Source organism: Maribacter confluentis (assembly GCF_030505015.1).
GTDB lineage: Bacteria > Bacteroidota > Bacteroidia > Flavobacteriales > Flavobacteriaceae > Maribacter > Maribacter sedimenticola.
In genome coordinates this window covers 3,078,056-3,104,278 of record NZ_JAUKUC010000001.1, presented here as the reverse complement: position 1 = coordinate 3,104,278, position 26,223 = coordinate 3,078,056, and the positions used below count along the sequence as shown (strand labels likewise).

The following is a 26,223-nucleotide window of genomic DNA, read 5'->3' as shown; positions in this document are numbered from 1 at the left end:
ATGGCTACATGTACAATTGGCTCTCTAAAGCTTGTTCAGTACCAGATTGTAGAAATAGGGCAATAATTTTATATCTCTCATGATTCTTTTCCTTGGCTCCATCAATGTTCTATATATTCCCTCAAGGTTATTGTCCAACCACCATTTAGGGGCTCTATGCGTGTTCCCTATATAAAGGTCAAAACTACCTCCCAGTCCTTGGTACACCGCGGCATGCCGTAGATACAATTTTTCCATTAAAAGTTCTTGTTTTGGAGACCCCATGGCCACGAAAACAACATCTGGTTTTTTGGCGCCTATATCATTGATCAAATTCTCTTCGTCATCCTTGGCCGTTAAATATCCATTTCTGAAACCAACAATATTGATGGCAGGAAATTCTTCCCGCAATTGCGAAACCGCTTTTTGAATGACTTCTTCCTTGCCACCAATGAGGTAAAACGATTTCTCCGTTTGGTATGCATTGATAATATCCAACCAAAGTTCACACCCAGGAATCTTAATGGCCTCATGGTGTCCTTTTTTATGCAAGGCCCAAACTGCACCAATACCATCAGAATACCCAACATTTCTATTGATTATTTCTCTGGTCTGCTCACTTGCATGTTGAATTTTTTCTCCATTTACGGCCACAAGTATTTTCTTGTTCGCAAATGCAAACTCCATTAATTTGGTTCTTGACTCTGGTATATATATTTGTACACCGCTTACTTTTTCCGATTTCATTTAGCTAACTTCTTTTAAATAGTTGGACATTGCATTGAACATAAAAGCATTGCTCCAACGCATATAGGAAATTTTGGAACTGATTCCTTTCTTTAACTGGTAATAGAAATACCCTTTATCATCTTGCATGTGCTCAATAGTCCACTGCATGACTTTTTGGGCCAATTCCTCATTTTTGGAAAAGGTTTTAGTTTTGGCCAAAGTGACAAACAATTGTCCAGGACAGTGAATATCTATAGGGTATATAACATTATGGTAATATTTAGGAGTACCACCTGGCATAAAAAAAGTATGCAGATAATAGTCCAGACCCAATTCTAGATGCTTGGAAAAAGATTCGTCTCCTGTAATATCCTGATACGTCTGTATAGCATCTAGATTATAACCGGTATGAAAACTATCTATCCAACTTTGAACCGGCATAAGACCATAAACCCATGAACCATCCTCCTTTTGAAGCTCACAACAAGCTTCAATGGTAGTTTTTGCAAGTTCTTTCAGGTGATCTTCTTTTGTGTAGGCATACACCTGACTTAGAATCTTGGCACCCAACAAACTGGCGTTTATTACGGTATCATTTCCCTTTAGGGGGGAATAAGAAAATAAAAATCCTTTTTCTATGGTCGTCCTGTTCAAATCATTGGTCACAAAATTGGCCGCAGATTTGGCACAGTTTAAATAACGGTCATCATTCGTTACTTCATAAGCCTTTAATAGGGCATCTACACAAAACGAAGTTGCAACAATAGTGGGCGTTTCTTTTGGAAATAAAAAAATCAGCCTGGCCTGCCAATCAAAATTATAGCCCCAACATGCACCACTATACTTCTTGTCACTGCGCTTCACCAACAAATCGGCAAGCGTAATAATAGATTGCTTGATAGCTGCCTTATCACCAAAAGTAGTATCGCCTTTCTCCGCTATATGGTACAAATTACAATATCCGGAAAGGAACAAGGCCAAACCTTTTGAGTTGTACTGTTTGGGTACGAACAATAATTTTCTAAAATTAATGGGAGACCTTTTAAAACCTTGAATCCATACCAATCTGGCTACGTTCCATTTTTTTAATGGCAACGCATTAAATATTTTGGAATTAAGTCCATCATAAGGATCCCAGCCTTTGTATTGCTCAGCCTCGCAATACGCTTTTAAATTTAAAAATGAATGTATAATCTTTGACATATACCTCTTTGTAACGATGCCAAGAACATATCCTACAATATTCTCTTAGCTGAAGTCTTAACGCTAAATTATGGTGACATCATTAATCACCTAAAGAAAGCCGATTAACTACATTAAGATTCGAAGACTTACATTAAAGGAGCATAAAGTCCCATAGAATAAGGGGTTAAAGAATATTGGACTCTATAAACATAACATTAAACACGATTAATGGCTTTATTAAAAACTTGATTACATGGTAACGTCCTTAATCCCTCAATTGTAATAATATTATAAATACAAGGGTAACTTGAATAATGAAGAATTATAGAAAAGGTGTTAATTCTTGAAGAATTTTCTGAGCAACCTTATCGCTCAAAAGGTGTTCATGGGCAAAATTGTAATTAAAATTACCCATTTCCTTACTTAATTCAGGATGATCCATTAACATGGCTATTTTTTCCTCTATGTCAATGGCTTGTTCAGGACGTACAGAATACCCCATTGTACCGTCCTTAAAAAAACTTTTTAACCCGCCTACCGGAGTAGTGATAACAGGTTTACCAAAAGCCATAGCTTCTAAAACAGACGTAGGCAAACCCTCGCTATAGCTGGGCAAACAATATACATCGCAATTTTGGTAGAGCGTAATTTTCTTCTGCCCCTCTACATGGCCGGTTAGTACTATTTGATCATTATTGGCTACAAGCTTGCCAATGGGTTCCAATTCATTACCACTCCCAGCAATGATCAATTCAATATTTTTATGTTTTCCCTGCAGTTTTTCAAATGCGGCAATGGTTTCATAAATACCCTTTTCTTTGATAAGTCTAGATAGAAATAGAATACTGAAATCAGAACTTTTGGTAATCTCCTGCTCTTGTACAGCAACATTGGTAAACAAGCTTCTGTTGACCATTGTGGTTGAAACGACTACTTCACCCTTATACCCCCATGCCAAGAGTTTACTTTTAAAATCCTCTGACAACACAAATATTTTTTTTGCTTTGCCCAGGCTTTTTTGAAAAAACGAAATATATTTTTCATCAATCCGCTTTTCAAAATCCAAATTCCAGCCATGGAAAAACAATACAAAAGGTATGTTTTTTCGAAGAAGGTACTTTGCAAAAAAAGCATCCCTAAAAAAACTTCGACTTCCTAAGGATGGGTTTAGAATTAACAAATCAGTAGGCTTGTCGGTAGCTTTCTTTAAATGCCATATATCAATTAAAGGTCCAAAAATATTCTTACCATGCCCTCCTATTTCCAAGGGTGTGAACGTAACGTGTTCATGAGCCTTAAACTCTGGGAACAACGCGTTCCAAAACGCACTTACGCCTCCTGGCAATGTTAATTTGGGTACGGTTACCGTAATATTCTTAAGCATTCCTAAACATTCTTTTTCTTAATACATTTTCAAACTCCAGCTTTACAAAAACCAGTACCATAAAAATGTCCAACTCAAACCACATGCCCCCTTGGGTCATCATTAACGAGCCATAAAGGAAAAAAATGGCCATTGCCAGTCTATATGACGGCAAGGTCTTTCTTTTTAGGATGAACTTGAACAAGGAAATTAAATATCCGATAAAAAAGATTATACCTAAAAGCCCATTCTGGCCCAATTGTGTAAAAAACTCATTATGCGCATATACAGGTAGTCCCGTTTCTTGGTACATATGCATGATCAGGTCAAAAAAACCATGTCCAAAAATCATTTCGAAAATATTACCATTGTACCAAAGCTCAACAGAAGCCATCCAAAAGAGCAACCTACCAGACCCGGCAGCTGTTTGCTTACCGTTCCTAATGTCGAAAATTCTATTGTAAAAGGCCTCATTACTCTCAAGAAGGATATAGAACCCTACACCAACCAGTATAAGGATACCTAAACCGGACAGTACTTGCTTTAAAGTCAATTTTTTAGGAAGGAACAAGAAAATGAGTCCAATTACGAACATGAGGTAGCCGGTACGGATATAAGTAAGATATATTAAATAAATACCATAGGCCAATAGGGCATAATTCAATTTTGGAAATCGGATTAAGGTTGATTTGGATTTGATATATGCCAATAATATCAAAACTGCCGTTGTGGTGGTAATTGCCGCACCGTGCGAATTTTGAAACATACCGGAGTAGCTGTCAAAATCCTTAAAACTTAAAACATCCTTAGCCTTACTCTCCAATAGTCCTAATGTAAAAGGTATGCCCGATATAATAACAAATTGCGCAAAACCCAGTAAAAGTTTATCCAACTTTCTAATATTCTTAATATGCCTGTAGGCGTACTCGAACATTAAGGGAAACATCATATACCTTATGAAATCAACAATACCGTAAAAATAACTGATGGAAAAATTGGCGGTAACGATATTCTTGGTAGCCCGTGCGTAAGACCATTTAATAAAGCCAAGCTTTTTATCATTACCTTTGATCAGTACTTGCCAAAAAAGAAAGACAAATAAAGGAATTTTCCATACTTGGGAAAATGTAATAGGGCCCACTTTAACCGGTCCCATGAAAATCAAAAAGAACAGAATAAGGTATGGATATAGTATTTTGATTTTTTTCATCAAAACGTTTATTTGCTGCTAAAAATTAAATTTTTACAATCGTTATAAACACTTACCATATTCATTTTTTAAAATATTTTCCCAATAGATCTTTAAGATTTAATCTTTTGTCTAGTTCCTTAAACGAATAATACATGGAAATAAGTATAAATAGAATACCAATTACATAATTATATGGAGAAGAACATAATTTGGCCGTCAACAAACATCCTATAGCCAATGAAAATTGAATGGCGAAAATTTTAATGATCGAGAAAGAAAATTTAAAGCCATAAATTTTTCCGGTAATTGTATATATCTGTATCAAATAAATAAAATAGGAAGCCATATAAGAGAGACCTAACCCTGTTAAGCCCCAGTAATAATAGCCAATAAGATTTAAGGCCAATGTATAGGAATTGGTTATCAACTCATTCCAGAAAAATAATTTACTGGCTCCTTTTGCAATAAAGAAAAATGCTACTACCCATGCGGCTACCTTAAAGAACATACCAAGTGCTGCCCAATATATCATTTCCTTGACCGGGATAAACTCTGAAGAATATAAAATGGTAATAATAAGTTCAACGAATACCAAAAATACTATGAGAACCGGTGCTAGAATCAACATTGCAATTTCTGCTTGTTGGTTAATTAATGTAATGGCCTTTTCATTATCATGAACCACTGCAGACAATCTGGGAAAATAATCCGTTTCCATAGCGGTAAACAGTAAACCTACATATGTAGATATAATTGCAATACCGGCATTGAACAAACCAACATCTTCAACCCCACCGTTATTATTGATAAATATCCTTATTATGTACGATACGCCGAGAACCATGATTCCGCTGATACTTAGCGTAAAGCCCATAACAAGCATATTCTTCCCTTTTTCTTTAGTTTCCTTTACGGAAACAGGAACTTTTTCTGTTTTAATTTTTTTGGTAAAATAAAATGCGACCGCAAAACCTAGGATAGAGGTACATATCATGGCGGGTACAATACCTTTAACCCCTAAATAATAATAAATGGGTACAGAAACCAAAAGGCCCAAAGCTGCTCCTATAACATTGGCCTTCGCCAAATATTTGAGTTTGCGCAATCCTTGAAGGAACACAAAACTTCCACTAGTTAATTGATTTAATAACAATGTAATTGAAAGCCAAACGAAGGCAATGGTATAATCTTTGTTCCCAAAAGATAGTTCACTTAACCAAGGGGATAATACCAAGGTCAAGATTCCACCAAAAAGTCCGGTAAACCAAATCCATCTCTTAACGATGATTAACGTTTTGGAAAGCTGTTTTTCATCCCCCAGTTCAAAAGCAATGGCTATTTCCTTTACGGCACTTATACCCAAACCAAAATTGGTCAAGGAACTTATTAGTTTAGTGGTAGACATGATCAATCCAAGAATACCTATACCTGTAGGGCCCAATAATATAGCCAGTATCTTAGATCGTCCAATAGAGATAAGAATATTAATGACCTGTACCCCACCAAAGATGGAGGTAGCTTTCATTATCTGTCTATAGCTATTTTTACTACCGCTCTGGCTCACTTGTAAGGTATTGAACTAATTTCTTGGATAAGATTATAGTATTTTGAAAATAACCCCTAAATCCGGTAATTTGATACTACCGTTTGTTTAAAGAATGTAAAGGGAAAAAACCTTATTTTGTATTTAACTTATTAGGGTCCAATTGAATTTCAGCTTCTATTGGGTTCACAAGTACTTTTTCCTCATTGGTATAGAATTTGAACTTCTCATTGCTGTCAATGGTCTTTGTATTTGTAGTTGGATGTTCTGGTTCTATTTGTATTGTATCCAATTTATGATCGTGGCCGTTGGATTCCTTTTTAGCCAATCTATCCTTAAATGAAATGATTTTTGCATCGTCATTTTTATCTTCAATAACCCTACCGCTTATACCGGGGTTATTTCCTCTGGTTCCTCTTCCTTAAATTCCTCAAAGACACTTAAAAAAGGTAATAGATATAATAAACAACCAAAACAAACTACGACTATTAAACTCATATTAATTGGCAAGTTAATAGTAAAATACGTTATTAAGATCAAGGTCAGGTTACTGACCACTAAAAACATTGTTGCCTGCTTATGATTTAGCCCCAAACGTAAAAGTCTATGGTGAATATGATTACTATCCGCATCGAACGGACTTTTCTTTTGGGCAATCCTTACAATAAATACACGCAATAAATCAAACAACGGGTATGATAAAATGGCCAAAAGTAAAATGGATGAGTTTTCAGAATTATACTCAAAAACCAGTTCTGGATCTATATTTAGAAATCCAATACCTTGGTAGGCCAATAAGAAACCAACAATAAGCGATCCACAATCACCCATAAAAATTTTCCTGTCCGAAGATAGATTATATTTCAAAAAGCCCATTAAGGAACCTATCAATACTGCAGACATTATCGTCATTAAATAATTTTCTGCCATATAAAATGCAATACCAAAACTTAAACTGGCCAAAATTCCTATGGAAGAAGCCAAGCCATCGATACCATCAATGAGATTTATAGCATTGATTACCAAGACAAAGACAAATATGGTAAAGCCTACAGAAATAATATAGGGCAATTCCGCTATGCCCAATAAACCATGAAAATTAGATATCCTTACATTTTGAAGAATACACACCATGGATACCGCTATAAGTTGAATGACCAATTTCTTTTTAGCGGTCATAAATACCAAATCATCCTTAATACCCAAAAACAATAATATAATTGTAGCGGCCAACAATGAAAGTAAATTACTTAAATCCTCAACAGTATTGTTCAGGAACGGTACAAACAAAAGTAAGGTCAAGGAAAATGTAATGAACAACCCCATGCCACCAAGATTGGGAACCTGTGAAGTATGCACCCGTCTTTCTTCGGGAACATCCATTAATCCCTTGGTCTTAGATACATAAATGATAACTGGATATAAGTTAAACCTAGTAGCCATTACATACGCAATTAAAGCTGATATGACCATTAAAAAAGGTAAACTCAAAAATAGTTCTTGGATCGAATCCATTCAAATTAAATTTTCTTGACACAGATCTTAATTAATAAAGATCTGAAGCAAATGCGTTCATGTTGTTTGCAACACGAACAATTAATACTCAAAAAATAATCGTGTCCAAATAAATCTTACAACTTATTTAAGGCTAAAATAGCAAGGTAATTTTCACAACTTAGATTTACATCGGTAGGATGCAAGCAAAATCGTTGTTTAACACAATCCCCATTCTCATTTGGCTAATCGTTGAACAACACCGCTTATAAACTAACCAACCGTGGGTTCAAAAGAAAATGTCCTTGTTTTGTAAAACGGTTTTTCATCTATAAATACACAATACAGTAAGAAATTTAAAGGCATTGCAATGCCTTGAACATGGAGTTTATCTATCCTAAATTAATTTTTACTATAACTTAAATAAGGTCTTGATTGTTTGGACCGAGATTGTAATTTTCTATAAAATGATTCCCGTTTTTGACCGCAACATAGTTTCATGTAAGTTTTGTACCTATAAATCAACTAACTTTATCTACCCAAAATTTTAGTACATCTTTTGTATACCATAATAGACATAGAGACCACCGGAAATGGTGTAAAAGGAAATAAAATAACCGAGATTTCCATTTTTAAGTATGATGGTCATGAAGTTGTTGACGAGTTTACCTCTTTGGTAAATCCGCAATGTGAAATACCCCAATTCATTACAGGATTAACCGGTATTGATGATAATATGGTGAGAAATGCACCTTTATTGGAAGAAATTGTACCACAAATTGAGGCCATTACAAAAGACACCATTTTTGTTGCCCATAGCGTTAATTTCGACTACAATGTCATTAAAAACGAATTTAAACAATTGGGGTTGGATTATTCCAGAAAGAAACTATGTACCGTTCGTCTTTCCCGAAAATTATTGCCAGGTTATCATTCCTATAGTCTAGGAAAACTCACGGCTTCACTGGGTATTCCGTTAACCGATAGGCACAGGGCCAGAGGAGATGCCCATGCCACCGTACTGTTATTTCATAAATTGTTAAGGACTCAAGGTGCGGAAACGGTGTTTAAACAATTTTTAAATTCAAAATCACAAGAGGCCACTTTACCACCGGGTTTACCAAAAGCGGAATATGATAAATTACCAAAGACCCCCGGAGTCTATTACTTTAAGGATATGAAGGGGAAAATTATCTACGTTGGTAAGGCCATCAATATCAAAAAAAGGGTACTTGGGCATTTTTATGATAAAAAAACCAAGGAAATAAGACTCTGTGCAGAAACAACATCATTAGATTTTGAGGAAACGGGCAATGAGCTCATTGCTTTATTGAAGGAATCCGCAGAAATAAAAAAGCATTATCCAAAATACAACAGGGCCCAAAAAAGAACCGTACAGCAATATGGAATATTTAGTTATGAGGACCGTAACGGAATTATCCACTTGGCATTTAATAAGATAAAAATGACACCCAATGCTTTGGCGGTTTGTTATAGCCCTACAGAGGCCAGACAGTATTTAGAGGCTTTATGCGGTATGTTCGACCTATGCCCTAAATATTGTCATTTACAGGAAAATATTGCTATATGCTCCCATTACAAATTAAAACAGTGCATAGGTATTTGTTCTGATGTCTCATTGGTAAAACAATACAATGAAAGGGTTCTTGAAGCTTTAAAAAGTCTTAAGGACATACAATCTACATTACTGATAAAAACCAATGGAAGGCATATGGATGAAAATGCCTTTGTATTGATCCGTGAGAATAATTATGCCGGTTACGGGTATGTATCAAAGGATATCCAGATACAGGATGTGGCGGATATTGAGTTCTATATAACCCCGCAAAAAAATACTTTGGAAACCCAGCGTATTGTGGAAAGTTACCTAAGAAAAAACCCGAGCAGTGTTTATGCGCTACCTTAATATTTGTGGTAAAGTTGGCGGTACTACTCGTTCATTTTATTATACATTTTTATAACGAATACCAACCATACCATAAAGATTACAGCTACAAAAATTGAGTAAGCTAAAACGAACTCCACTACTTTTTAAACTTTAGGTAATTCATAAATCCAAGGATTGTAGGTGCCCAAAACGCAACAAAAATTGCATCAAGTTTTTTACCGGACATAAAAAGATATTCAGAAACCACAATTATTGATAATACGACCAATAGCATGATAGTGTTCATTATACCTATTCGTGAAATAAATTTTTTTAGCATCTCTTTTATACGTTTGCTTTTTAAATTTACATATTAAAGCTATACAATTACCGCTTATATGAAGCAAAATACTATAGCTCTATAGAAATCATTTATAATGTTGAAGGACATACATAGTCCGTAGTTGCTACACCTTCCTTCTTCAATGCCCCAAATCCGCCCTTGATATCTATAAGATTATGAATACCTCTACTTTTCAATATGGAAGAGGCTATTACCGACCTATACCCGCCTGCGCAATGCACCAAAAAGTCATCGTTTTCTGGAAATTTAGCTAAATATTTGTTGAGTTCGCTTAGCGGGGTATGCTCCGCATTTAAAATATGTTCGCTCTTAAATTCACCAATTTTTCTAACATCGAAAACCGCTATCCGTTCTTCAATTTTTTGTTTTGCCTCATGTGCGGATATAGATACTATAGAATCCGTTTCCTTACCCGAAGCTATCCACGCTGCCATTCCCCCTTTTAGGTAACCAATGGCAGCATCAAAACCTACCCTGGACAACCTGGTAATAGCCTCTTCTTCCAAACCTTCAGGGATTATCAACAATAGAGGTTGTTTGGTATCGGCGATCAAACCTCCTACCCAAGGAGCAAAGTCACCGTTTAACCCAATAAATATGGAACGTGGAATATGGTTCTTTACATATTCATCTTGATGTCTAACATCTAACACCAAAGCTTCTGTCTCATTGGCCAGACGCTCAAATTTTTCAGGAGTGAGTGCACGGGTTCCTCGGTCCAACACCGTTTCTATGTCCTCATACCCCTCCTTGTTCATTTTTACATTAATCGGAAAATATTTGGGAGGCGGTAAGAGTCCGTCAGTGACCTCTTTAATAAACTCTTCCTTGGTCATATCTGCCCTAAGCGCATAGTTCATCTTTTTTTGGTTGCCCAAGGTATCTACGGTTTCCTTCATCATATTCTTGCCACAGGCCGATCCGGCACCATGGGCAGGATACACGATAACATCGTCTGCCAAAGGCATAATTTTAGTACGTAAACTTTCAAACAAGGTACCTGCTAATTGTTCCTGCGTCATATCGGCAGATTTTTGGGCCAGGTCCGGTCTACCCACATCCCCTAAAAATAAGGTATCCCCAGAAAAGATAGCATGGTCCCTTCCATGCTCGTCTTTTAATAAATAAGTAGTACTTTCCATAGTATGTCCGGGCGTATGCAATACTTTAATGGTCAATTTTCCTAAAGTAAATTCTTGTCCATCCTTGGCTATAATTGCATCAAATGAAGTTTGTGCGGTAGGACCGTAAATTATAGGGGCCCCTGTTTCTTTGGAAAGGGTAACATGGCCACTTACAAAATCTGCATGAAAATGGGTTTCAAAAATATACTTGATCGTGGCATTGTCGTTTTTTGCACGTTCAATATAGGGAGCAACCTCACGTAATGGATCAATTATGGCAACTTCCCCATTGCTTTCTATGTAATATGCTCCTTGAGCCAAACATCCCGTATAAATTTGTTCAATATTCATTTGCACTTAAAATTTCAATTACTAATCTATCTATCTTAAAATTAAAGCTAACTTCAATTCTTTTTTAATTTAGCCATTTTACTGTTCTCATAGGCAACTTTGGCCGCCAATAATGATATTTCATTGGGATTATCGAAAAAATCTACTGCTTCTTTGGTCTTTACGAACAAAAATTCCCGTTGTAATTCCTTAATAATACCCGTATTAAAGATAATATCCCTTGTGGGGCCAATTGCGCCAGCTATATAAAATTGTTTACCGCTTTCCCGTATATCATGAATAAGCCTGGTCAACATATCTGCTGCGGTGGCATCTATATAATTAATGGATTCGGCGTTTAATATGATTCCTTTAAGTCCGGGACCTTTGGCCCTTATATGCTTTAATAACTGTTTCTTAAAATAAGCCGAATTACCAAAATATAATTGGGAATCGAACCTAACAATTAGAAGGTCATTGCGCACTACCACCTCATCGGCAAATCTTATAACGTTCTTATAATAATCCGAGTTGCCAATATTACCAATTTCCACAAAATGCGGTTTAGAAGTTCTATAAACCATTAACAGCAAGGAACATAATACTCCTATTAAAATACCTTCTGCAATGCCCATGAACAAAGTGAGAAAAAAGGTTACCAATAACACCACAAATTCATCTTTTCTATTGACCCATAAATATTTACAGTATTTAAAATCTATTAATTTTACGACCGATACCATTATAATACTTGCCAATACCGCATTGGGCAGATATTGAAATAAAGGTGTTAAAAACAACAAGGTCAGTACAACTAGGATTACACTGAACAAACCGGCCAAATTTGTTTTGGCACCGGCATCAAAGTTTATGGCCGAACGGGAAAAACTGGCCGTTACAGGATATCCCTGAAATAGGGATCCTACAACATTTGCCGTCCCCAATGCTATTAATTCCTGATTAGCCTTTATAGTCTCTATACCACTTTTATCCTCCAAGGCCTTACCAATTGAAATTGCTTCCAAATAGCCCACCAAGGCAAGCGCAACGGCAATAGGCCACAACCTTTTAAAATCCTCTAAATTCAATGATGGTAATTGTAATGCAGGAAGTCCGTCAGGCACGTTACCCACCAATTGAATACCAAAATTATCCAACTTAAAAAGAAATACTCCAACCATACCCAATACAACTATGATAAGAATACCAGGAATATTCCTGTTCCACTTTTTAAATGCGACCAATAGTACGATCCCGATTAGCCCAATACCGAGGTCCACATAATTTATTTCATCTAAATGAAAAAGTAAGTTAATGGCAGATTGATAAACTTTGTTACCGCCGGGCATAACAATACCGAGTAGATGTTTGAGTTGGCTTAAAATAATAATGATTGCCGCTGCGGATGTAAATCCGCTTATTACCGGTTTGGATAAAAAATTGACCAAAAAGCCCATTCTCAAAATGCCTAAAAGAAACTGGATAACACCCACCATGAAAGCCAATATTACCACCATTTTAATATAGTCCTCCACTCCCGTTATGGTCAATGCCCCCAGACCAACGGCCACCAATAAGGAATCCATTGCTACGGGACCAACCGCTATTCTTCTAGAAGTACCCAAAAAGACATAAACCAATACCGGAAACAATGATGCATATAAACCATGTACGGGGGGTAAGCCCGCAATCATAGCATAGGCCATACCCTGTGGCACCAAAACAATGCCCACGGTAAGTCCGGCCAACAGATCGCGTAGTAGAAAAGATTTTTTATAGGTGGACACCCATTCCAAAAAAGGCAATATTTTGCTCACGCGGTAAATTTAATCATTTCATTGGGCTTGTAACAATGCTTAGCTACTGTTCGCTTAAAAGCACATTGAATTCCAACGCCTTTATCACCCAATAATCCAAGTGGGATTCCATATCAAAACCATTGGGTGTAATGAACAGGAACCCACGCAAGGGTTTTCCGGTAAAATCCATCGGCATACTATCCGATTGTTGTAACAGTTCCTCATAATTTAATTTACCTACCCTAACCATCAAACGATCTTCATTGGATTTTTTGTCTATTAGAACACCCAAACACATTTTTCCGTTGCACATAAAAGTTAACCCGCCCATCATTTTTTTCTCCTCTACCACGGCTTTGCCCTTTAAGCGTTGCCTTACGCGCTCCGCCAGATGTTCGTTATAAGCCATTTTTAAAGATTTAGTTTTAACGGTTCCAGTTCCAGATAGGTTTTTTCCTCCACTACTTCCGGCACATTTCCCAAATAACTTTTACCGCGTAACTTACCCACGGTATAAGCTTTTAACGGAACAGTATTGATTTGTTCAACTATAGTCTTTATATCATGTTCCACAGTATGGTTATCTGACAACCATAACGTTTCCGCTTCTTCTGTTAACAGCAATGGCATGCGGGGTTCTTCCAATTTTGGATTATTATGGATTTTTGCCAAAAGTTCATTACCTGAGGTCGTGACAATGGAAAATGAGGTAATGGTTCCTCCCGTGGTTGGATTTTTCCATACCGACCATAGCGTGGCAAGTGCTAAAGGTTCTTCGTTTTTTTGTTGAATAAAGTAAGGATAGGTTTGTTTTCCAAAATGATGATGTTCATAAAACCCGTCTATATAAAGTATTCCTCTTTTCTCAACTGCAGCATCCCTAAAGGCAGGTTTTTCAAAAATAGTTTCTACCCTAGCGTTCAGGGTACTGTTCCAAAGTTTTTGCTTTTGTTCCTCACTTGAGACCCAATGCGGAATAAGCCCCCAGGTCGCTATAATTGGATAAAATGGGTCTTCATTGGTATATATCAATACTTCTGGATGGGAAAAACCAGATGCATGGTAAACGGGAAGATCCGTTAAAGGAGCCAACTTCTCCACGATTTCCTCAATGGCCTTTAGATCACTATTTCGCATTGCGCGTTTTAACTGCGCTTCTAAACTTGTTTTAATGTCATAGCACATAACTGGTCAATTAATTTCCTAAAGCAATTTATAAGGGCTTTAACAATATCTTAAATTGAGCCATATCTTGATTAAGCACCATAAAACCTTCATCTAAATTTTGTTGTGCCACGGCATAGGGGTAAAAAGTTATGGGTTCAATACAAACCATGTTGGGCACCTCTGTCCATAACATAAAATGGCTAAAACCCTCTGTAAGCACTTGCAAACTACGGTCATCATGTAAGGTAATACTATTAACGTTGGGTACATGTAAGGCCCTACTGCCCACCTGCAATACTTCCTCTATGGAATATTCATTGTTCTCCGTGGTGATAAGGGCGGTTTGGGTATGCAACATAAATGCAGGATGATACCCTAACATAAAAGGCATGCCTTCTTCCCCAGAGATGGTGAACACAATTTCCAAACCATTTTCAGTTAGCTCAAAAGATTTTTTAAATTCAAAATCATAAGGCCAGCTCAAGATTTCCTCCGTCGATTTTTTTGGATATTTAGAATTGACCACTTGGGTGTTTGCCCTATATGTTTTATGATAAACGGCTTGGGTAATGTTATGTTCCAACAACGTATATGTCATTTCGCGCAACAGGCCATGTTGGTCCTGTACCGCAGTACTTTTTGGGGTGTGCACCCTAAAATCCGCCTCGGCAGTAGGTCCAATGATCGGAAACATTTCCGTATCTACGTTACGCCAACCGGGGTTACCTTTTTGGTGCATAAATTCATGTCCGGAAACCTGGAACCCTACCAACTCCCCTTCTTCTATCCTTACGCTTTGCCCTGCGGACTTAAGTGTGATCTTATTGCTCATGTACCAATCTATAAATTAAAAGTGCGGTTCTTTTTGTAAGTGCTTCGATCGTGTTTAGGTTTACGGTTTCCTGTGGGGTATGTGCACCATTTCCCATGGTACCCAAACCATCCAGGCAATCTACATATTCTGCCACAAAAGATGTATCTGCCGCACCACGTTTTCCTGGATCATAGGCCAGAACTTCACCTTGTCCCAAATCCAAACTAACGGCATTCAACTTTTTCAACAAATCAGTATTGCCCTCAGTAGGCTGCATGGCCGGATAGCTGTCCTTAAAGGAGATTTTTGCAGTGGTATGGGGTAAATTGTTGGCAACCACTGCTTTCATCTTATCACGTGCACGTTGTTTTTGCTCTTCGGAAATAAAACGAAGTCCACCCCTAACCTCTGCTCTTTGTGCTACCACGTTGGTCTTTCCAAAAACCGTCCCCTTACTGGTCATTTCATCGAACTCAACAAAAGTACCTCCTAGCAAGGTTCCCGGATTAAAGGTCAATAAATCTTCGCCCTTTACTTCAGTATAAAAACCGTTCAGTATGCGAGACATTTCAAAAATAGCGCCCGCACCGGTATCCTCGCTAAAAATACCTGAAGAATGTGCTCTTTTACCTTCTACCTCAACTTTCCAACCTGAGGAACCTCTACGTGCTACGGTAGCATAGTTAAACCCAGTAGATGTCTCAAACCCTAACGCTATATCACTTCTTTTTGCCGCGTCAATTAAATCGTGCCTACTTTTTTCCAATGGGCTACCTGTACTCTCTTCATCACCAGTGAATGCAACAATAATCTGAGCATTGTCCAACAGTCCGTTTTCCTGCAATGCCTTTAAGGCATATAATACAATTACATTACCACCTTTCATATCATTACCTCCCGGTGCATGGGCAATGGAATCGTTTACCATCTTAAACCGTTGAAATGGACTATCTTCTTCAAACACCGTATCCAAATGACCTATCAATAGTAATTTTTTACCTTTTGTTCCCTTTATTTCAGCAAATAAATGCCCTGCCCTGTTCATCTCTTCCGGCATGGGAATCCAAGTACTTTCAAATCCTATTTCAGTAAAGGCAGTGGCAAACTCCTTACCTACCGTTTCAACACCTGTAAGGTTTAAAGTTCCGCTATTGATATTTACGACCTTCTCTAGAAATGAAATTGCCTCGACATTATGGCGTTCAACGGATTTTACAATCCTTTTTTCATTCTTTGTTAATTTTTGGGCATGTAGTCCCAACAGGAAAAATGAAGAAACAAGGCTAAGGAAAATCTTTTTGCACATATGGTCCGTTTTATTTCAAATGTACCAAAAAGAGGTAGAATATGCATACAATTATCTTGTGTTGTAAAGCAAAAACTATTCGAACCTAATAGCTTTAACGGGGGTAATCTTCGTGATTATATAAGAAGGTATGAGCAACATTAACAAACATAACAATAACACACCTATATTCAATAACACTATAATAGGCAGATCTATACTTACCGGAATATATTCCACATAATACTCTTTAGGGTTTGGAAACTTGAAAACCTTAAATTGTTCCTGGATAAAAATTACCCCAAGGCCAATAAGGTTTCCGTAGAATAACCCTATTCCTATTAAATAGGCGGCATTGTACAAAAAGACTTTTCGTATATCCCAATTGGGCATGCCCAAAGCCTTTAAGACACCTATCATTGGTGTTCTTTCCAGGATAAGCACCAACAGGGCAGTAATCATGTTAATTCCCCCTACTATTATCATTATTCCAATGATAAGTGCAATATTAAAATCGAACAGTCCGATCCATTCAAAAATCTTATGGTATTTGTCCTTGATTGTCCTGGTATCTAGATTAGAAAGTGTTTGTCCGTAAATATCATTGCTTTTCTGGTCAATATCGTCAAAACTGTTCAGAAAGACTTCAAAGTTACCTACTTCCGTATCGGTCCATTTGTTCATGCGTTGAATATGCCGTATATCCGTAAAGATGTAGAGTCCGTCTATTTCCTCAAAACCACTATCATAAATTCCCGTTATGGTAAACTTGCGCTGGTTAGGAATTTTATCCGTAGTATCATCCCTTAAAAAAAAAGTAAAAAAAGAATCGCCTACTTTTAAATTAAGGCGATTGGCCATTATTTTGGATATTAAAACATCAGCATTTAATTCCCCGGAATAATCTGGAAGCGTTCCCTCAATTAAAAATTCATTGAACGGAGCCCAATTATAATCGTTGCCAACACCTTTGGCAATTATACCCTCAAAAGTTTCTTCGGTCCTGATTATCCCGGCTTTGGTAGCCACCGCCTGTATGTGCACAATACCGTCTACCGTTTTAAACTCGGGATAAAAATCCTGTTCTATGCTAACGGGAACTACGGAAACCTCAGAGTTATTATTATCGTAATTATAGATCTGTACATGGCCGTTGAACGCCGTAACCTTTTCCCTGATCTTTTCTTTAAGCCCCAACCCTGTAGCTATGGCGATCAACATCATGATAACACCAATAGCAATTGCGGCAATAGCTATTTTTATTATCGGCGCAGATATACTAATTTTATGCTCCTTACCCTTTATAAGCCGTTTGGCAATAAAATATTCTAGATTCAAATGATGTTATTTTTATCCAATTTCAAAAGTACAGTTTTATTATGGTTTTTGGTATTGGGCACATGCGGAAACAATGCCCATACAGTAACCGAAAACACACAACGCGCATCTAAGCCACAAATAAAACAGGTAGAAAAAGAAATAGTCGTAGCCGCTAACCGTATGGAAGCCTATGCGCCACTTTTAAAGGGAAAGAAAATTGCTGTTGTCGCTAACCTGACCAGTGTTATTTTTAAGCCAGGTGGGTATACCCATTTGGTAGACAGTCTACTTTCGTTAGATGTAGCGATCAAGCACGTTTTTTCTCCCGAACATGGTTTTAGAGGCAATTTTGATGCAGGGGAATATGTAAACAATAGCAAGGACACCAAAACTGGACTAGAATTAATATCCTTGCATGGAAAAAATAGAAAGCCAAGCCAAGATCAATTAGATGGTTTAGATCTGGTATTGTTCGATATACAAGATGTAGGTGTGCGTTTTTACACCTATATAGCTACCCTGCAACTGGTCATGGAAGCCTGCGCTGAAAAAGGAATTCCCGTATTGGTATTGGACCGCCCAAACCCTAACGGACATTATGTAGACGGACCAACCATGGAAGCGGAACACACCTCTTTTCTGGGCATGACCCAAATACCCTTAGTGTACGGAATGACCATTGGGGAATATGCCAATATGATCAATGAGGAAATGTGGCTAGAGGGAGACAAAAAGGTAGACCTTACCGTAATCCCATTAGAAAATTGGACACATGACCGTTTTTACAATTTGCCCATTAGACCTTCCCCAAATTTACCAAATGACACATCTATTACCCTATACCCAAGTTTAGGAATGTTAGAAGGCACAAATATAAATGCCGGTCGTGGTACCGAATTTCAATTTCAACGATACGGCGCATCTTTTCTGGATAAGAACGTGTATGATTTCACCTATACCCCAAAACCAAATTTTGGATCAAAATATCCAAAAGAAGAGGGCAAACTATGTTATGGCAAGGACCTATCCAAAACCGAACGCATGAATGAGGTGACTATGGAATATATTATAGATGCCTATACCAATACCGTGGACAAAAGTAAATTCTTCCTTACCGACGGATTCACTAAACACGTCGGCAATGATAGACTGCAAAAGCAGATTGAAGCAGGGGCTACCAATGCCGAAATAAAAGCGACATGGAAAGCGGATATTGAAAAGTTCAAAAAAATTAGGGCGAAATATTTACTTTATTAAAGGCTGTTCATTTGCTATTTCCTCCAGGCTACTACCATTTGTTGTTGGTTTTCTATAGCCAACAAAAGGATATTTCAACAACGAACTTATTTCACCGTTAGCAACCTCATCTGGGAAAGTATCTACACCGTAAATAATTTTTTCGCGATCTAAATGCATGTATGTACCGAACAGACGGTCCCACCAAGAAAATATATTACCATAGTTACTATCCGTGTAAGGTAGTACATAATGGTGATGTACTTTATGCATATCCGGTGAGATCAATACCCAACTAATTGCTTTGTCAACACCTTTTGGTAATTTAATATTGGCATGATTAAATTGTGACAATACTACAGATAGACTTTGGTATAACATGATGATACCAATGGGCGCACCCACAATAAAAACTCCGATCAAGGTAAACATATACCGTATTAAGCTTTCTAAAGGATGATGCCTATTGGCCGTAGTCGTATCTACATTGTGATCGGTATGATGTACCAAATGAACCATCCACAGCGGTTTAACCCTGTGCTCCACCAAATGTGCCGTGTAGGCACCTATCAAGTCTAACAGAGCAACCCCAAAAAAAACATAGGCCCATAAAGGCATATCTGGCAACCAGTTAATGATACCAAAGTCATTGGCTACCGCCCAATCCGATGTTTTTAAAAGTAAAAATGCCAATGGAAAATTCACCACGATAGTCGTCAAGGTAAAGAAGAAATTGGGCAAGGAATGTTTCCATTTATTATAACTGCCGTTGAATAACGGCACAATACCTTCTAGGATCCAAAAGAACGTAATACCACCAACTAAAATCAATGACCTATGTACGGCAGGTATGGTTTCAAAATAAGAAATGAGTTGTTCCATGTTCTAAATATAATAAAAAGTTGGGTGGGATGTTCTTTCATCAATGGTTGATGGTATTAGGATTAACCTAGAAACTTTTTAATTGAAGCCACCTTAAAATTTATCGTTAATAGTACATTAACCCACTTGATTTATCATTGATTGCTTAAATTGATGCATATTACTTTATTCGTTTTTTCATCTCCTCTACTATATTGAACGCGGCAGGGCAAATAGCCACATTCTTTAGGGTAAGATGACTTATTTGCTGAAATTTCTTTCGGTCCGTATGCGGAAACTCGCGACATGCCTTTGGCCGCACATCATATATGGAACATAGATTATCTTGGCCTAAAAACGTACAGGGTACTTGTTGCAAAACATAATCGTTTTCCTCATCGATCCGTAAATAGGCATCTATGAATTTTTGGGGTTTCATCCTAAACGTTTTGGAAATGCGCTCCACATCTGCGTTGGTAAAAAGTGGACCTGTAGTTTTGCAACAATTGGCGCAGGTTAAACAATCTGTTCGCTCAAACTCTTTTTCATGAAGTTCTTGCATGGTATAGTCCAAATCCTTTGGTGCTTTTTTCCGCAGCTTGGAAAAGAACTTTTTATTCTCATTATGTTTTTCCTTTGCCTTTTTTGGTAATTGTCGTAAAACCTCCTCCATGTCTAAAATTAATTCTTCAAAACTAGGAAAGTAGTGCCAAAAAGCGAGACTTTTGCATTTAGATATACTATTATTTTGAACAAGGATATTTTAGGTACGGCGCTCTTAGATTACCAACACGGCAATTACGTTGAAGATATTATTACATGTTCCTCCCTTGAAGAGGAAGATGTTCTGCCTCTACCTTACATGTTCAGAAGTTTTAAAGAAATGCCCAAAATTGAGCAAAAGGCTTTAAACTTATGCAAAGGCAAGGTTTTGGATGTTGGTTGTGGTGCGGGTAGCCATAGTTTGCATCTACAAGAAAAAAAACTAAACGTTATAGGCCTGGACACTTCAGAAGGCGCTATAAAAGTCTGTGCATCCAGAGGGCTTAAAAAAACGGTTCATACAGATTTGCTATCCTATGAAGGACACAAGTTTGATACTATTTTAATTTTAATGAACGGTGTAGGTATCGCAGGAACATTAAAAGGCTTAGCGCCATTTTTTCATAAACTGACTACCCTCTTAAATGATGGCGGACAAATTCTATTGGATTCCAGCGATATCATCTATATGCTCGAGAATGATGAAGATGGTGGCTATTGGATTCCGGATACTACGGATTATTATGGCGAGGTAAATTTTACCATGCGCTACAAAAAGGAAAAAAGTGAACCTTTTCCGTGGTTATACGTAGATTATAACACCCTGCAACGTGCGGCAAATTTCAATAATTTACATTGTGAACTCGTAATGGAGGGCGAACATTACGACTATTTGGCAAGATTGACACCAATGCAATAATAGGCGCCTTATTTTTTCGTTATGCTACTAGATATTTATATTATGAGCACATTAAAGAATTTATTCCTGCTTTTTGTTTTAGCCTTTGCGGTATCATGCTCAAAAAGTAGTACGACAACAGAGGAGGAAACACCGACCCCTTCAGTGAACAAAGAGGCTAATCTTTTGGCTACGGGAGACTCTGCCAATGACATACTCTCTAACAGCACTTATGATAAATTATTAATAGAAATTGGCTATGTAGAAGGTTTTAGACCAACTGCTACGGCTATGGCCCAGTTCACAGATTATTTGCGCCAATATACCTTTAAGGAAGATATAGAGATTATTTATAACGAATTACCAAGTCCTGTTGAAGATGAGCTGACCTTACAGGAAATAGTAGAGTTGGAAACCAAGAACAGAACCGCTTTTAATACGGGCAGTACCTTGGCAATTTATATTTATTTTGCCGATTCCCCTGCGGAAGGTGATGACTTGGAGGGCGGACTTGTAACGTTGGGAGCGGTGTACCGGAACACTTCCATGATCATTCATGAAATTACGGTAAGAAAATTAGCTGCCAGAAGCTCTTCCATAAATAATGAGGATGTAGAGACAGCTACGTTGAACCATGAATTTGGACATCTTTTCGGTTTGGTAAATTTAGGTACGGATATGGTCAATGATCATGAGTCAGAATCCGAGAATGAGGATGGAGAATTAGTGGGCGATAAACATTGCAATCAAGATGGATGTTTAATGCGAGCAGAATTACAATTTGGCAGTAATTCGGTTTTAGGGAAATCCCAAAAAATGTCGGCTAAGACAGCTTATGAGGATGGTGTAACATCTGGCTGCATATTGTCTGGCGAAAGCGTTCTGCGCTTGTTGGAAAAACAAACTGCAAAAGGTGTTGCAAGTGTAGCCCTTGATCCTGAATGTATTTTGGATATTAGGGCCAATGGTGGTCGTTGATACCACCTATTACATTCAAAAAATTAGATTAAACTGTAGTACGTTACGGAATATTTAAATATTTGTGGGTTTGTAGGGATACCTTCCATTTTGGGTTCTTCATGACGTAATCCACGATCATTGGCACAACTTTATCCCTTACGCTCCATTCTGGTTGCAGGTATAGAATACAATCCGCATTGGTTTTGGCGGCTTGCTCCTCTGCAAAGATTAAGTCATGTTTGTTATAGACAATGACCTTTAGTTCATGGGCCTTGTCATATATAACACCTTCCGGAAGTTTGTTCTTTTTAGGCGAAAGACAGATCCAGTCCCAATTACCGGTCAAGGTATAGGCTCCAGAAGTTTCAATATGGGTTTTAAGTCCTTTATTCTTAAGAGCCGTGGTCAAAGGTTCCATATTCCACATCAACGGTTCACCACCGGTAACCACAATAGTATCTGAATATGTGGCTGCATTGGCAACAATATGCTCAATATCCGTAGGTGGATGCGTTTCTGCGTTCCAACTTTCCTTTACATCGCACCAATGGCATCCAACATCACATCCTCCAACCCTAATGAAATAGGCGGCCGTTCCCTTGTAAAAACCTTCTCCCTGTATGGTATAAAATTCTTCCATTAAGGGTAAATACACGCCTTTGTTCACTTTCTCAAGTACCTCCACATTTTTCATCTGGCAAAGATACGGTATAGTTACTAAAATTCTCAACGGTTTATACCGTACAAATGCATTGCATTCTAACTAGAAACCAACCGCTTTCTGTTGAAAACTAAGTAGTATTAAGGCAGTCCTTATCTTTTGGATTGCTTAAAAATCCACTATTTTTATCGAAAATTAAATAAAATGGCCGGTACCGAAGATTTTTTTGAACATATTAAAAAAGGTTATACCACCAAAGGCGATTATATTGTAATGGGAGCCGCTATGCAGAATGGAGAGGCCGTTACGGATGCTTTGGTGAAAATTCCGTTAAAAACATTGAACAGACATGGCCTTATAGCAGGTGCCACCGGTACTGGAAAAACCAAAACGTTACAAGTACTTGCAGAAAACCTTTCACAAAAAGGAATTCCGGTCATGTTAATGGATTTAAAAGGAGATTTAAGTGGATTGGCACAACCTAGTCCGGGACATCCCAAAATAGATGAGCGCCATGCCAAAATAGGCATTCCTTTTGAGGCAAATAGTTTCCCGGTAGAAATCCTATCATTATCAGAGCAGGATGGTGTAAAACTCAGGGCCACCGTTTCAGAGTTTGGACCGGTGCTATTATCGCGCATCCTTGACCTTTCAGAAACGCAAGAAGGTATTGTGGCAGTGGTATTCAAATACTGCGACGATCAAAAAATGCCCTTGCTGGACCTTAAGGATTTTAAAAAAGTCCTACAATATGCAACAGGGGCCGGTAAGGCAGAATTTACCAAGGAATATGGAAGAATCTCGACCAGCTCTACCGGGGCCATTTTAAGAAAGATCATAGAATTGGAACAACAGGGAGCAGAACTGTTTTTTGGGGAGAAATCCTTTGATGTAATGGATTTGACACGTGTAAATGAAAAAGGCCAAGGCTATATAAACATCTTACGCCTAACGGATATACAGGATAGGCCTAAATTGTTCTCTACGTTTATGCTAAGCTTATTGGCGGAAATCTATTCCACCTTTCCAGAGCAGGGCGATAGTGACCAACCGGAACTGATTTTGTTCATAGATGAGGCGCACCTTATATTCAAGGAAGCCTCAAAAGCGTTATTGGACCAAATTGAAAGTATAGTAAAGCTCATACGTTCAAAAGGAATTGGACTATATTTTGTTACCCAAAACCCAACGGATGTTCCTAATGATGTATTGGCACAGCTAGGCCTTAAGGTTCAGCATGCGCTAAGGGCGTTTACGGCCAGGGATAGGAAAGCCATTAAAATGACGGCGGAAAATTACCCGGAATCCGAATATTACGACACCAAAGAAGTGCTTACTTCCTTAGGAATTGGCGAGGCGTTGATTTCGGCACTGGACGAAAAAGGGAGACCAACCCCACTTGCCGCTACCCTATTGCGCGCACCCATGAGCCGCATGGATGTGTTGACGGATAAGGAATTGTCCAATGTTATCGATAAATCGTCCTTGGTCAACAAATACAATGAAATAATTGACCGTGAGAGCGCCTATGAAATCCTGAACGAAAAAATAGACGAAGCCGAAAAATTGGCCGAAAAAGAAAAAAACAAACCTAAACCAAGAAGAACATCCACAAGACAAAGTACCAGACAAAATCCTATCATAAAAGTATTGACAAGTGCAACTTTTATTAGGGGCGTACTTGGGGTGTTAAAAAAAGTGATGCGTTAGCAATTATGAGATCATTACATATTTTATTCTTTTTAGCAGGCAGTTTTTTGCTCTTTAACTGTCAGGATGAACAATCTAAAGATTTTCAAATTTCAGGAGATCAGGTAGGCCTGCTCTCCAAACAAAGTTTAGCAAGGGATATAGAATTGATTTTTGAAAAGGACTCTGTAGTTAAGGATACGGTAAAGCTAAATTTTGGCAACGGGGCCAGTAAAATTAAAATTTATGAAAGAGGGGGCCCGCTGTTACTCACCCTTACTCCAAATACCGATAGTATTGCGACCATACAAAATGTTCAAATTAATGATGAAAGGTACATAACAGAGAAAGGGATTTCCAAATTAAGCACCTTTAAGGATATAAAGGAGGAATACGCTATTAAGAAAATTATCACCTCACTTAATAATGTGGTGGTATTATTAAAGGACAGTGATCTTTATTTTACGATAGATAAAAAAGAACTACCGGAAAGTTTACGGTATAATGCCAATAGCAATATAGAAGAAGTACAAATACCGGATAACGCAAAAATAAAATACATGATGATCGGTTGGGACTAATATACCTTTTTCAGCATGTCCTAAAACCCATTTCCCCAATTTCCATCAATTAATAAAATTACAACAGGTGCCCGTTCTATTTAAAAAACTTATTCCAAAACTCTACGGTCTCTACTTTAATCTCTTGGTATGGTTTGTTCCAAAAAAAGTGGCCCAACAGGCATTTACCGTATTTGCAACAGTAAGAAAAGGCCGTGTACTTCCCAAACAGCAAGCTTTTTTGGATAAAGCTAAATTAGATGTGCTATTTATTAATGAACACAACATACAGGTATACCATTGGTCTGGCAAAAATGAAACCGTTCTTTTGGTACATGGTTGGGAAAGCAATAGTTGGCGATGGCATAAGTTGATTGAAAAACTACAGGCAGAAAATTATAACATTATTGCATTTGACGCCCCTGCGCACGGGTATTCATCAGGCACCATTTTACATGTACCCCTTTATGCAGCCACTTTAAAGGAGATGTTGTCCGTTTATACCCCTAAAGTGCTCATAGGCCATTCTATGGGTGGCATGACCATATTATATAATGAGGCCAACAACCCAAATGACCATGTTGAAAAAATGGTTACCATTGGTTCGCCATCAGAACTCCATGAAATTCTCGATCACTATAAAAAACTATTAGGGCTAAGCACAAAGGTCACCAAAACATTGGAAGTGTATATCAATGACCAATTTGGATTTACCCCAGAAGATTTTTCTAGTCCAAAATTTGTAAAACGAAATACCAAAAAAGGATTGGTCTTTCATGATAGACTAGATGAAATAGCGCCCTACCATGCTTCTGTTGCCGTTCATAAACATTGGAACGGCAGCGAACTGTATAGTACGGAAGGCTTTGGACATTCTATGCATCAAGATGAGGTCAACGATAAAATTATATCCTTTTTAGCAGAGTAATTTCTAATTGTATACAGCACGTTCACAGACCATTAATTATTTATTTTTAAAATAAAAAATGGCAAAATCAAATAATATTCCCCAAATTAAAAATGAAGAGCAATACGAGGCATTAGTAGAAAAAGGCTATAGCAAACAAAAAGCAGCTAGAATAGCCAATACTGAAAATGCGGGCAAAAAGGGTGGTAGTGCATCTAGTTATGAAGACAGAACAAAAGACGAGCTTTACGAACAAGCCAAAAAAATTGGTATTGAAGGACGTTCAAAAATGAACAAAAAAGAATTAATTTCAGCATTAAGAAATAACTAAC

26 protein-coding genes are annotated in these 26,223 nt (G+C 37.7%); 8 read left to right on the top strand and 18 right to left on the bottom strand.

The window, feature by feature from the left end; all coding sequences use genetic code 11:
• Window positions 1-24: 24 nt before the first annotated feature.
• The 7 genes from Q2T41_RS13490 to Q2T41_RS13460 all read right to left on the bottom strand — a co-directional run bounded on the left by Q2T41_RS13490 (window position 25) and on the right by Q2T41_RS13460 (window position 7,506).
• Window positions 25-726: a WecB/TagA/CpsF family glycosyltransferase gene (locus Q2T41_RS13490; RefSeq protein ID WP_304436488.1), complete on the bottom strand. Its 702-nt coding sequence runs from the start codon at window positions 724-726 to the stop codon at window positions 25-27.
• Entirely contained in the window at window positions 727-1,911 is a 1,185-nt protein-coding gene (locus Q2T41_RS13485) for a delta-aminolevulinic acid dehydratase (protein WP_304436487.1), read from the bottom strand.
• Between the two features lie 304 nt (window positions 1,912-2,215).
• Window positions 2,216-3,277 (bottom strand): glycosyltransferase family 4 protein, encoded by a 1,062-nt coding sequence (locus Q2T41_RS13480; RefSeq protein ID WP_304436486.1) that lies wholly within the window; start codon window positions 3,275-3,277, stop codon window positions 2,216-2,218.
• Window positions 3,270-4,466, bottom strand: a complete 1,197-nt coding sequence (locus tag Q2T41_RS13475; RefSeq protein WP_304436485.1) for an O-antigen ligase family protein — start codon at window positions 4,464-4,466, stop codon at window positions 3,270-3,272. Before Q2T41_RS13475 ends, Q2T41_RS13480 begins: the two co-directional genes overlap by 8 nt.
• Window positions 4,467-4,527: 61 nt before the next feature.
• Entirely contained in the window at window positions 4,528-5,973 is a 1,446-nt protein-coding gene (locus Q2T41_RS13470; RefSeq protein ID WP_304436484.1) for an O-antigen translocase, read from the bottom strand.
• Between the two features lie 151 nt (window positions 5,974-6,124).
• Window positions 6,125-6,319, bottom strand: a complete 195-nt coding sequence (locus Q2T41_RS13465) for a hypothetical protein (protein ID WP_304436483.1) — start codon at window positions 6,317-6,319, stop codon at window positions 6,125-6,127.
• Window positions 6,320-6,378: 59 nt separating this feature from the next.
• Window positions 6,379-7,506: an MraY family glycosyltransferase gene (locus tag Q2T41_RS13460; protein WP_304436482.1), complete on the bottom strand. Its 1,128-nt coding sequence runs from the start codon at window positions 7,504-7,506 to the stop codon at window positions 6,379-6,381.
• A 538-nt stretch (window positions 7,507-8,044) separates the two neighbouring features.
• Between Q2T41_RS13460 and Q2T41_RS13455 the strand changes: the two genes are divergently transcribed.
• Window positions 8,045-9,412, top strand: a complete 1,368-nt coding sequence (locus tag Q2T41_RS13455) for an exonuclease domain-containing protein (protein WP_304436481.1) — start codon at window positions 8,045-8,047, stop codon at window positions 9,410-9,412.
• A gap of 118 nt (window positions 9,413-9,530) precedes the next feature.
• Here the strand turns inward: Q2T41_RS13455 and Q2T41_RS13450 are convergent, their stop codons facing one another.
• The 8 genes from Q2T41_RS13450 to Q2T41_RS13415 form a co-directional block, all read right to left on the bottom strand.
• On the bottom strand, window positions 9,531-9,680 hold the full coding sequence (locus Q2T41_RS13450; RefSeq protein ID WP_304436480.1) for a hypothetical protein: 150 nt from the start codon (window positions 9,678-9,680) through the stop codon (window positions 9,531-9,533).
• A gap of 125 nt (window positions 9,681-9,805) precedes the next feature.
• Entirely contained in the window at window positions 9,806-11,212 is a 1,407-nt protein-coding gene (locus tag Q2T41_RS13445; RefSeq protein WP_304436479.1) for an MBL fold metallo-hydrolase, read from the bottom strand.
• 53 nt (window positions 11,213-11,265) lie between these two features.
• The gene (locus tag Q2T41_RS13440; protein WP_304436478.1) at window positions 11,266-13,008 is read right to left on the bottom strand and encodes a SulP family inorganic anion transporter; all 1,743 of its coding nucleotides are present in this window, start codon (window positions 13,006-13,008) and stop codon (window positions 11,266-11,268) included.
• 43 nt (window positions 13,009-13,051) lie between these two features.
• Window positions 13,052-13,399, bottom strand: coding sequence for a TfoX/Sxy family protein (locus tag Q2T41_RS13435; RefSeq protein ID WP_304436477.1), 348 nt, complete (start codon window positions 13,397-13,399; stop codon window positions 13,052-13,054).
• Window positions 13,400-13,401: 2 nt separating this feature from the next.
• Window positions 13,402-14,175: an SOS response-associated peptidase gene (locus tag Q2T41_RS13430; RefSeq protein ID WP_304436476.1), complete on the bottom strand. Its 774-nt coding sequence runs from the start codon at window positions 14,173-14,175 to the stop codon at window positions 13,402-13,404.
• Between the two features lie 28 nt (window positions 14,176-14,203).
• The gene (locus tag Q2T41_RS13425; protein ID WP_304436475.1) at window positions 14,204-14,989 is read right to left on the bottom strand and encodes an aldose epimerase family protein; all 786 of its coding nucleotides are present in this window, start codon (window positions 14,987-14,989) and stop codon (window positions 14,204-14,206) included.
• On the bottom strand, window positions 14,979-16,277 hold the full coding sequence (locus tag Q2T41_RS13420; RefSeq protein ID WP_304436474.1) for a M20/M25/M40 family metallo-hydrolase: 1,299 nt from the start codon (window positions 16,275-16,277) through the stop codon (window positions 14,979-14,981). The genes Q2T41_RS13425 and Q2T41_RS13420 overlap by 11 nt, the downstream gene beginning before the upstream one ends.
• A gap of 75 nt (window positions 16,278-16,352) precedes the next feature.
• Window positions 16,353-17,594: an ABC transporter permease gene (locus Q2T41_RS13415; protein ID WP_089259498.1), complete on the bottom strand. Its 1,242-nt coding sequence runs from the start codon at window positions 17,592-17,594 to the stop codon at window positions 16,353-16,355.
• Between the two features lie 3 nt (window positions 17,595-17,597).
• Between Q2T41_RS13415 and Q2T41_RS13410 the strand changes: the two genes are divergently transcribed.
• The gene (locus Q2T41_RS13410) at window positions 17,598-18,833 is read left to right on the top strand and encodes an exo-beta-N-acetylmuramidase NamZ family protein (protein ID WP_304437448.1); all 1,236 of its coding nucleotides are present in this window, start codon (window positions 17,598-17,600) and stop codon (window positions 18,831-18,833) included.
• Here the strand turns inward: Q2T41_RS13410 and Q2T41_RS13405 are convergent.
• The gene (locus Q2T41_RS13405; protein WP_089259497.1) at window positions 18,822-19,694 is read right to left on the bottom strand and encodes a sterol desaturase family protein; all 873 of its coding nucleotides are present in this window, start codon (window positions 19,692-19,694) and stop codon (window positions 18,822-18,824) included. The two genes, Q2T41_RS13410 and Q2T41_RS13405, sit on opposite strands and share 12 nt — an antisense overlap.
• A gap of 160 nt (window positions 19,695-19,854) precedes the next feature.
• The gene (locus Q2T41_RS13400; protein WP_304436473.1) at window positions 19,855-20,346 is read right to left on the bottom strand and encodes a YkgJ family cysteine cluster protein; all 492 of its coding nucleotides are present in this window, start codon (window positions 20,344-20,346) and stop codon (window positions 19,855-19,857) included.
• 33 nt (window positions 20,347-20,379) lie between these two features.
• Between Q2T41_RS13400 and Q2T41_RS13395 the strand changes: the two genes are divergently transcribed.
• Window positions 20,380-21,135, top strand: coding sequence for a class I SAM-dependent methyltransferase (locus Q2T41_RS13395; protein ID WP_304436472.1), 756 nt, complete (start codon window positions 20,380-20,382; stop codon window positions 21,133-21,135).
• Between the two features lie 42 nt (window positions 21,136-21,177).
• Complete coding sequence (locus tag Q2T41_RS13390; protein ID WP_304436471.1) at window positions 21,178-22,092, top strand: hypothetical protein; 915 nt, start codon at window positions 21,178-21,180, stop codon at window positions 22,090-22,092.
• Between the two features lie 43 nt (window positions 22,093-22,135).
• On the opposite strand, the gene Q2T41_RS13385 is transcribed toward Q2T41_RS13390, so the two are convergent.
• Complete coding sequence (locus tag Q2T41_RS13385; RefSeq protein WP_089259493.1) at window positions 22,136-22,768, bottom strand: 7-carboxy-7-deazaguanine synthase QueE; 633 nt, start codon at window positions 22,766-22,768, stop codon at window positions 22,136-22,138.
• 171 nt (window positions 22,769-22,939) lie between these two features.
• Here Q2T41_RS13385 and Q2T41_RS13380 point away from each other — a divergent pair, with 171 nt between their 5' ends.
• From Q2T41_RS13380 to Q2T41_RS13365, 4 genes are all read left to right on the top strand, one after another.
• On the top strand, window positions 22,940-24,445 hold the full coding sequence (locus Q2T41_RS13380; RefSeq protein ID WP_304436470.1) for a helicase HerA-like domain-containing protein: 1,506 nt from the start codon (window positions 22,940-22,942) through the stop codon (window positions 24,443-24,445).
• Between the two features lie 5 nt (window positions 24,446-24,450).
• Entirely contained in the window at window positions 24,451-25,005 is a 555-nt protein-coding gene (locus Q2T41_RS13375) for a hypothetical protein (RefSeq protein WP_304436469.1), read from the top strand.
• Between the two features lie 67 nt (window positions 25,006-25,072).
• Window positions 25,073-25,912, top strand: coding sequence for an alpha/beta fold hydrolase (locus tag Q2T41_RS13370; RefSeq protein ID WP_304436468.1), 840 nt, complete (start codon window positions 25,073-25,075; stop codon window positions 25,910-25,912).
• A gap of 58 nt (window positions 25,913-25,970) precedes the next feature.
• Window positions 25,971-26,222: a DUF7218 family protein gene (locus Q2T41_RS13365; RefSeq protein WP_304436467.1), complete on the top strand. Its 252-nt coding sequence runs from the start codon at window positions 25,971-25,973 to the stop codon at window positions 26,220-26,222.
• The last annotated feature ends 1 nt before the right edge of the window (window position 26,223 follow it).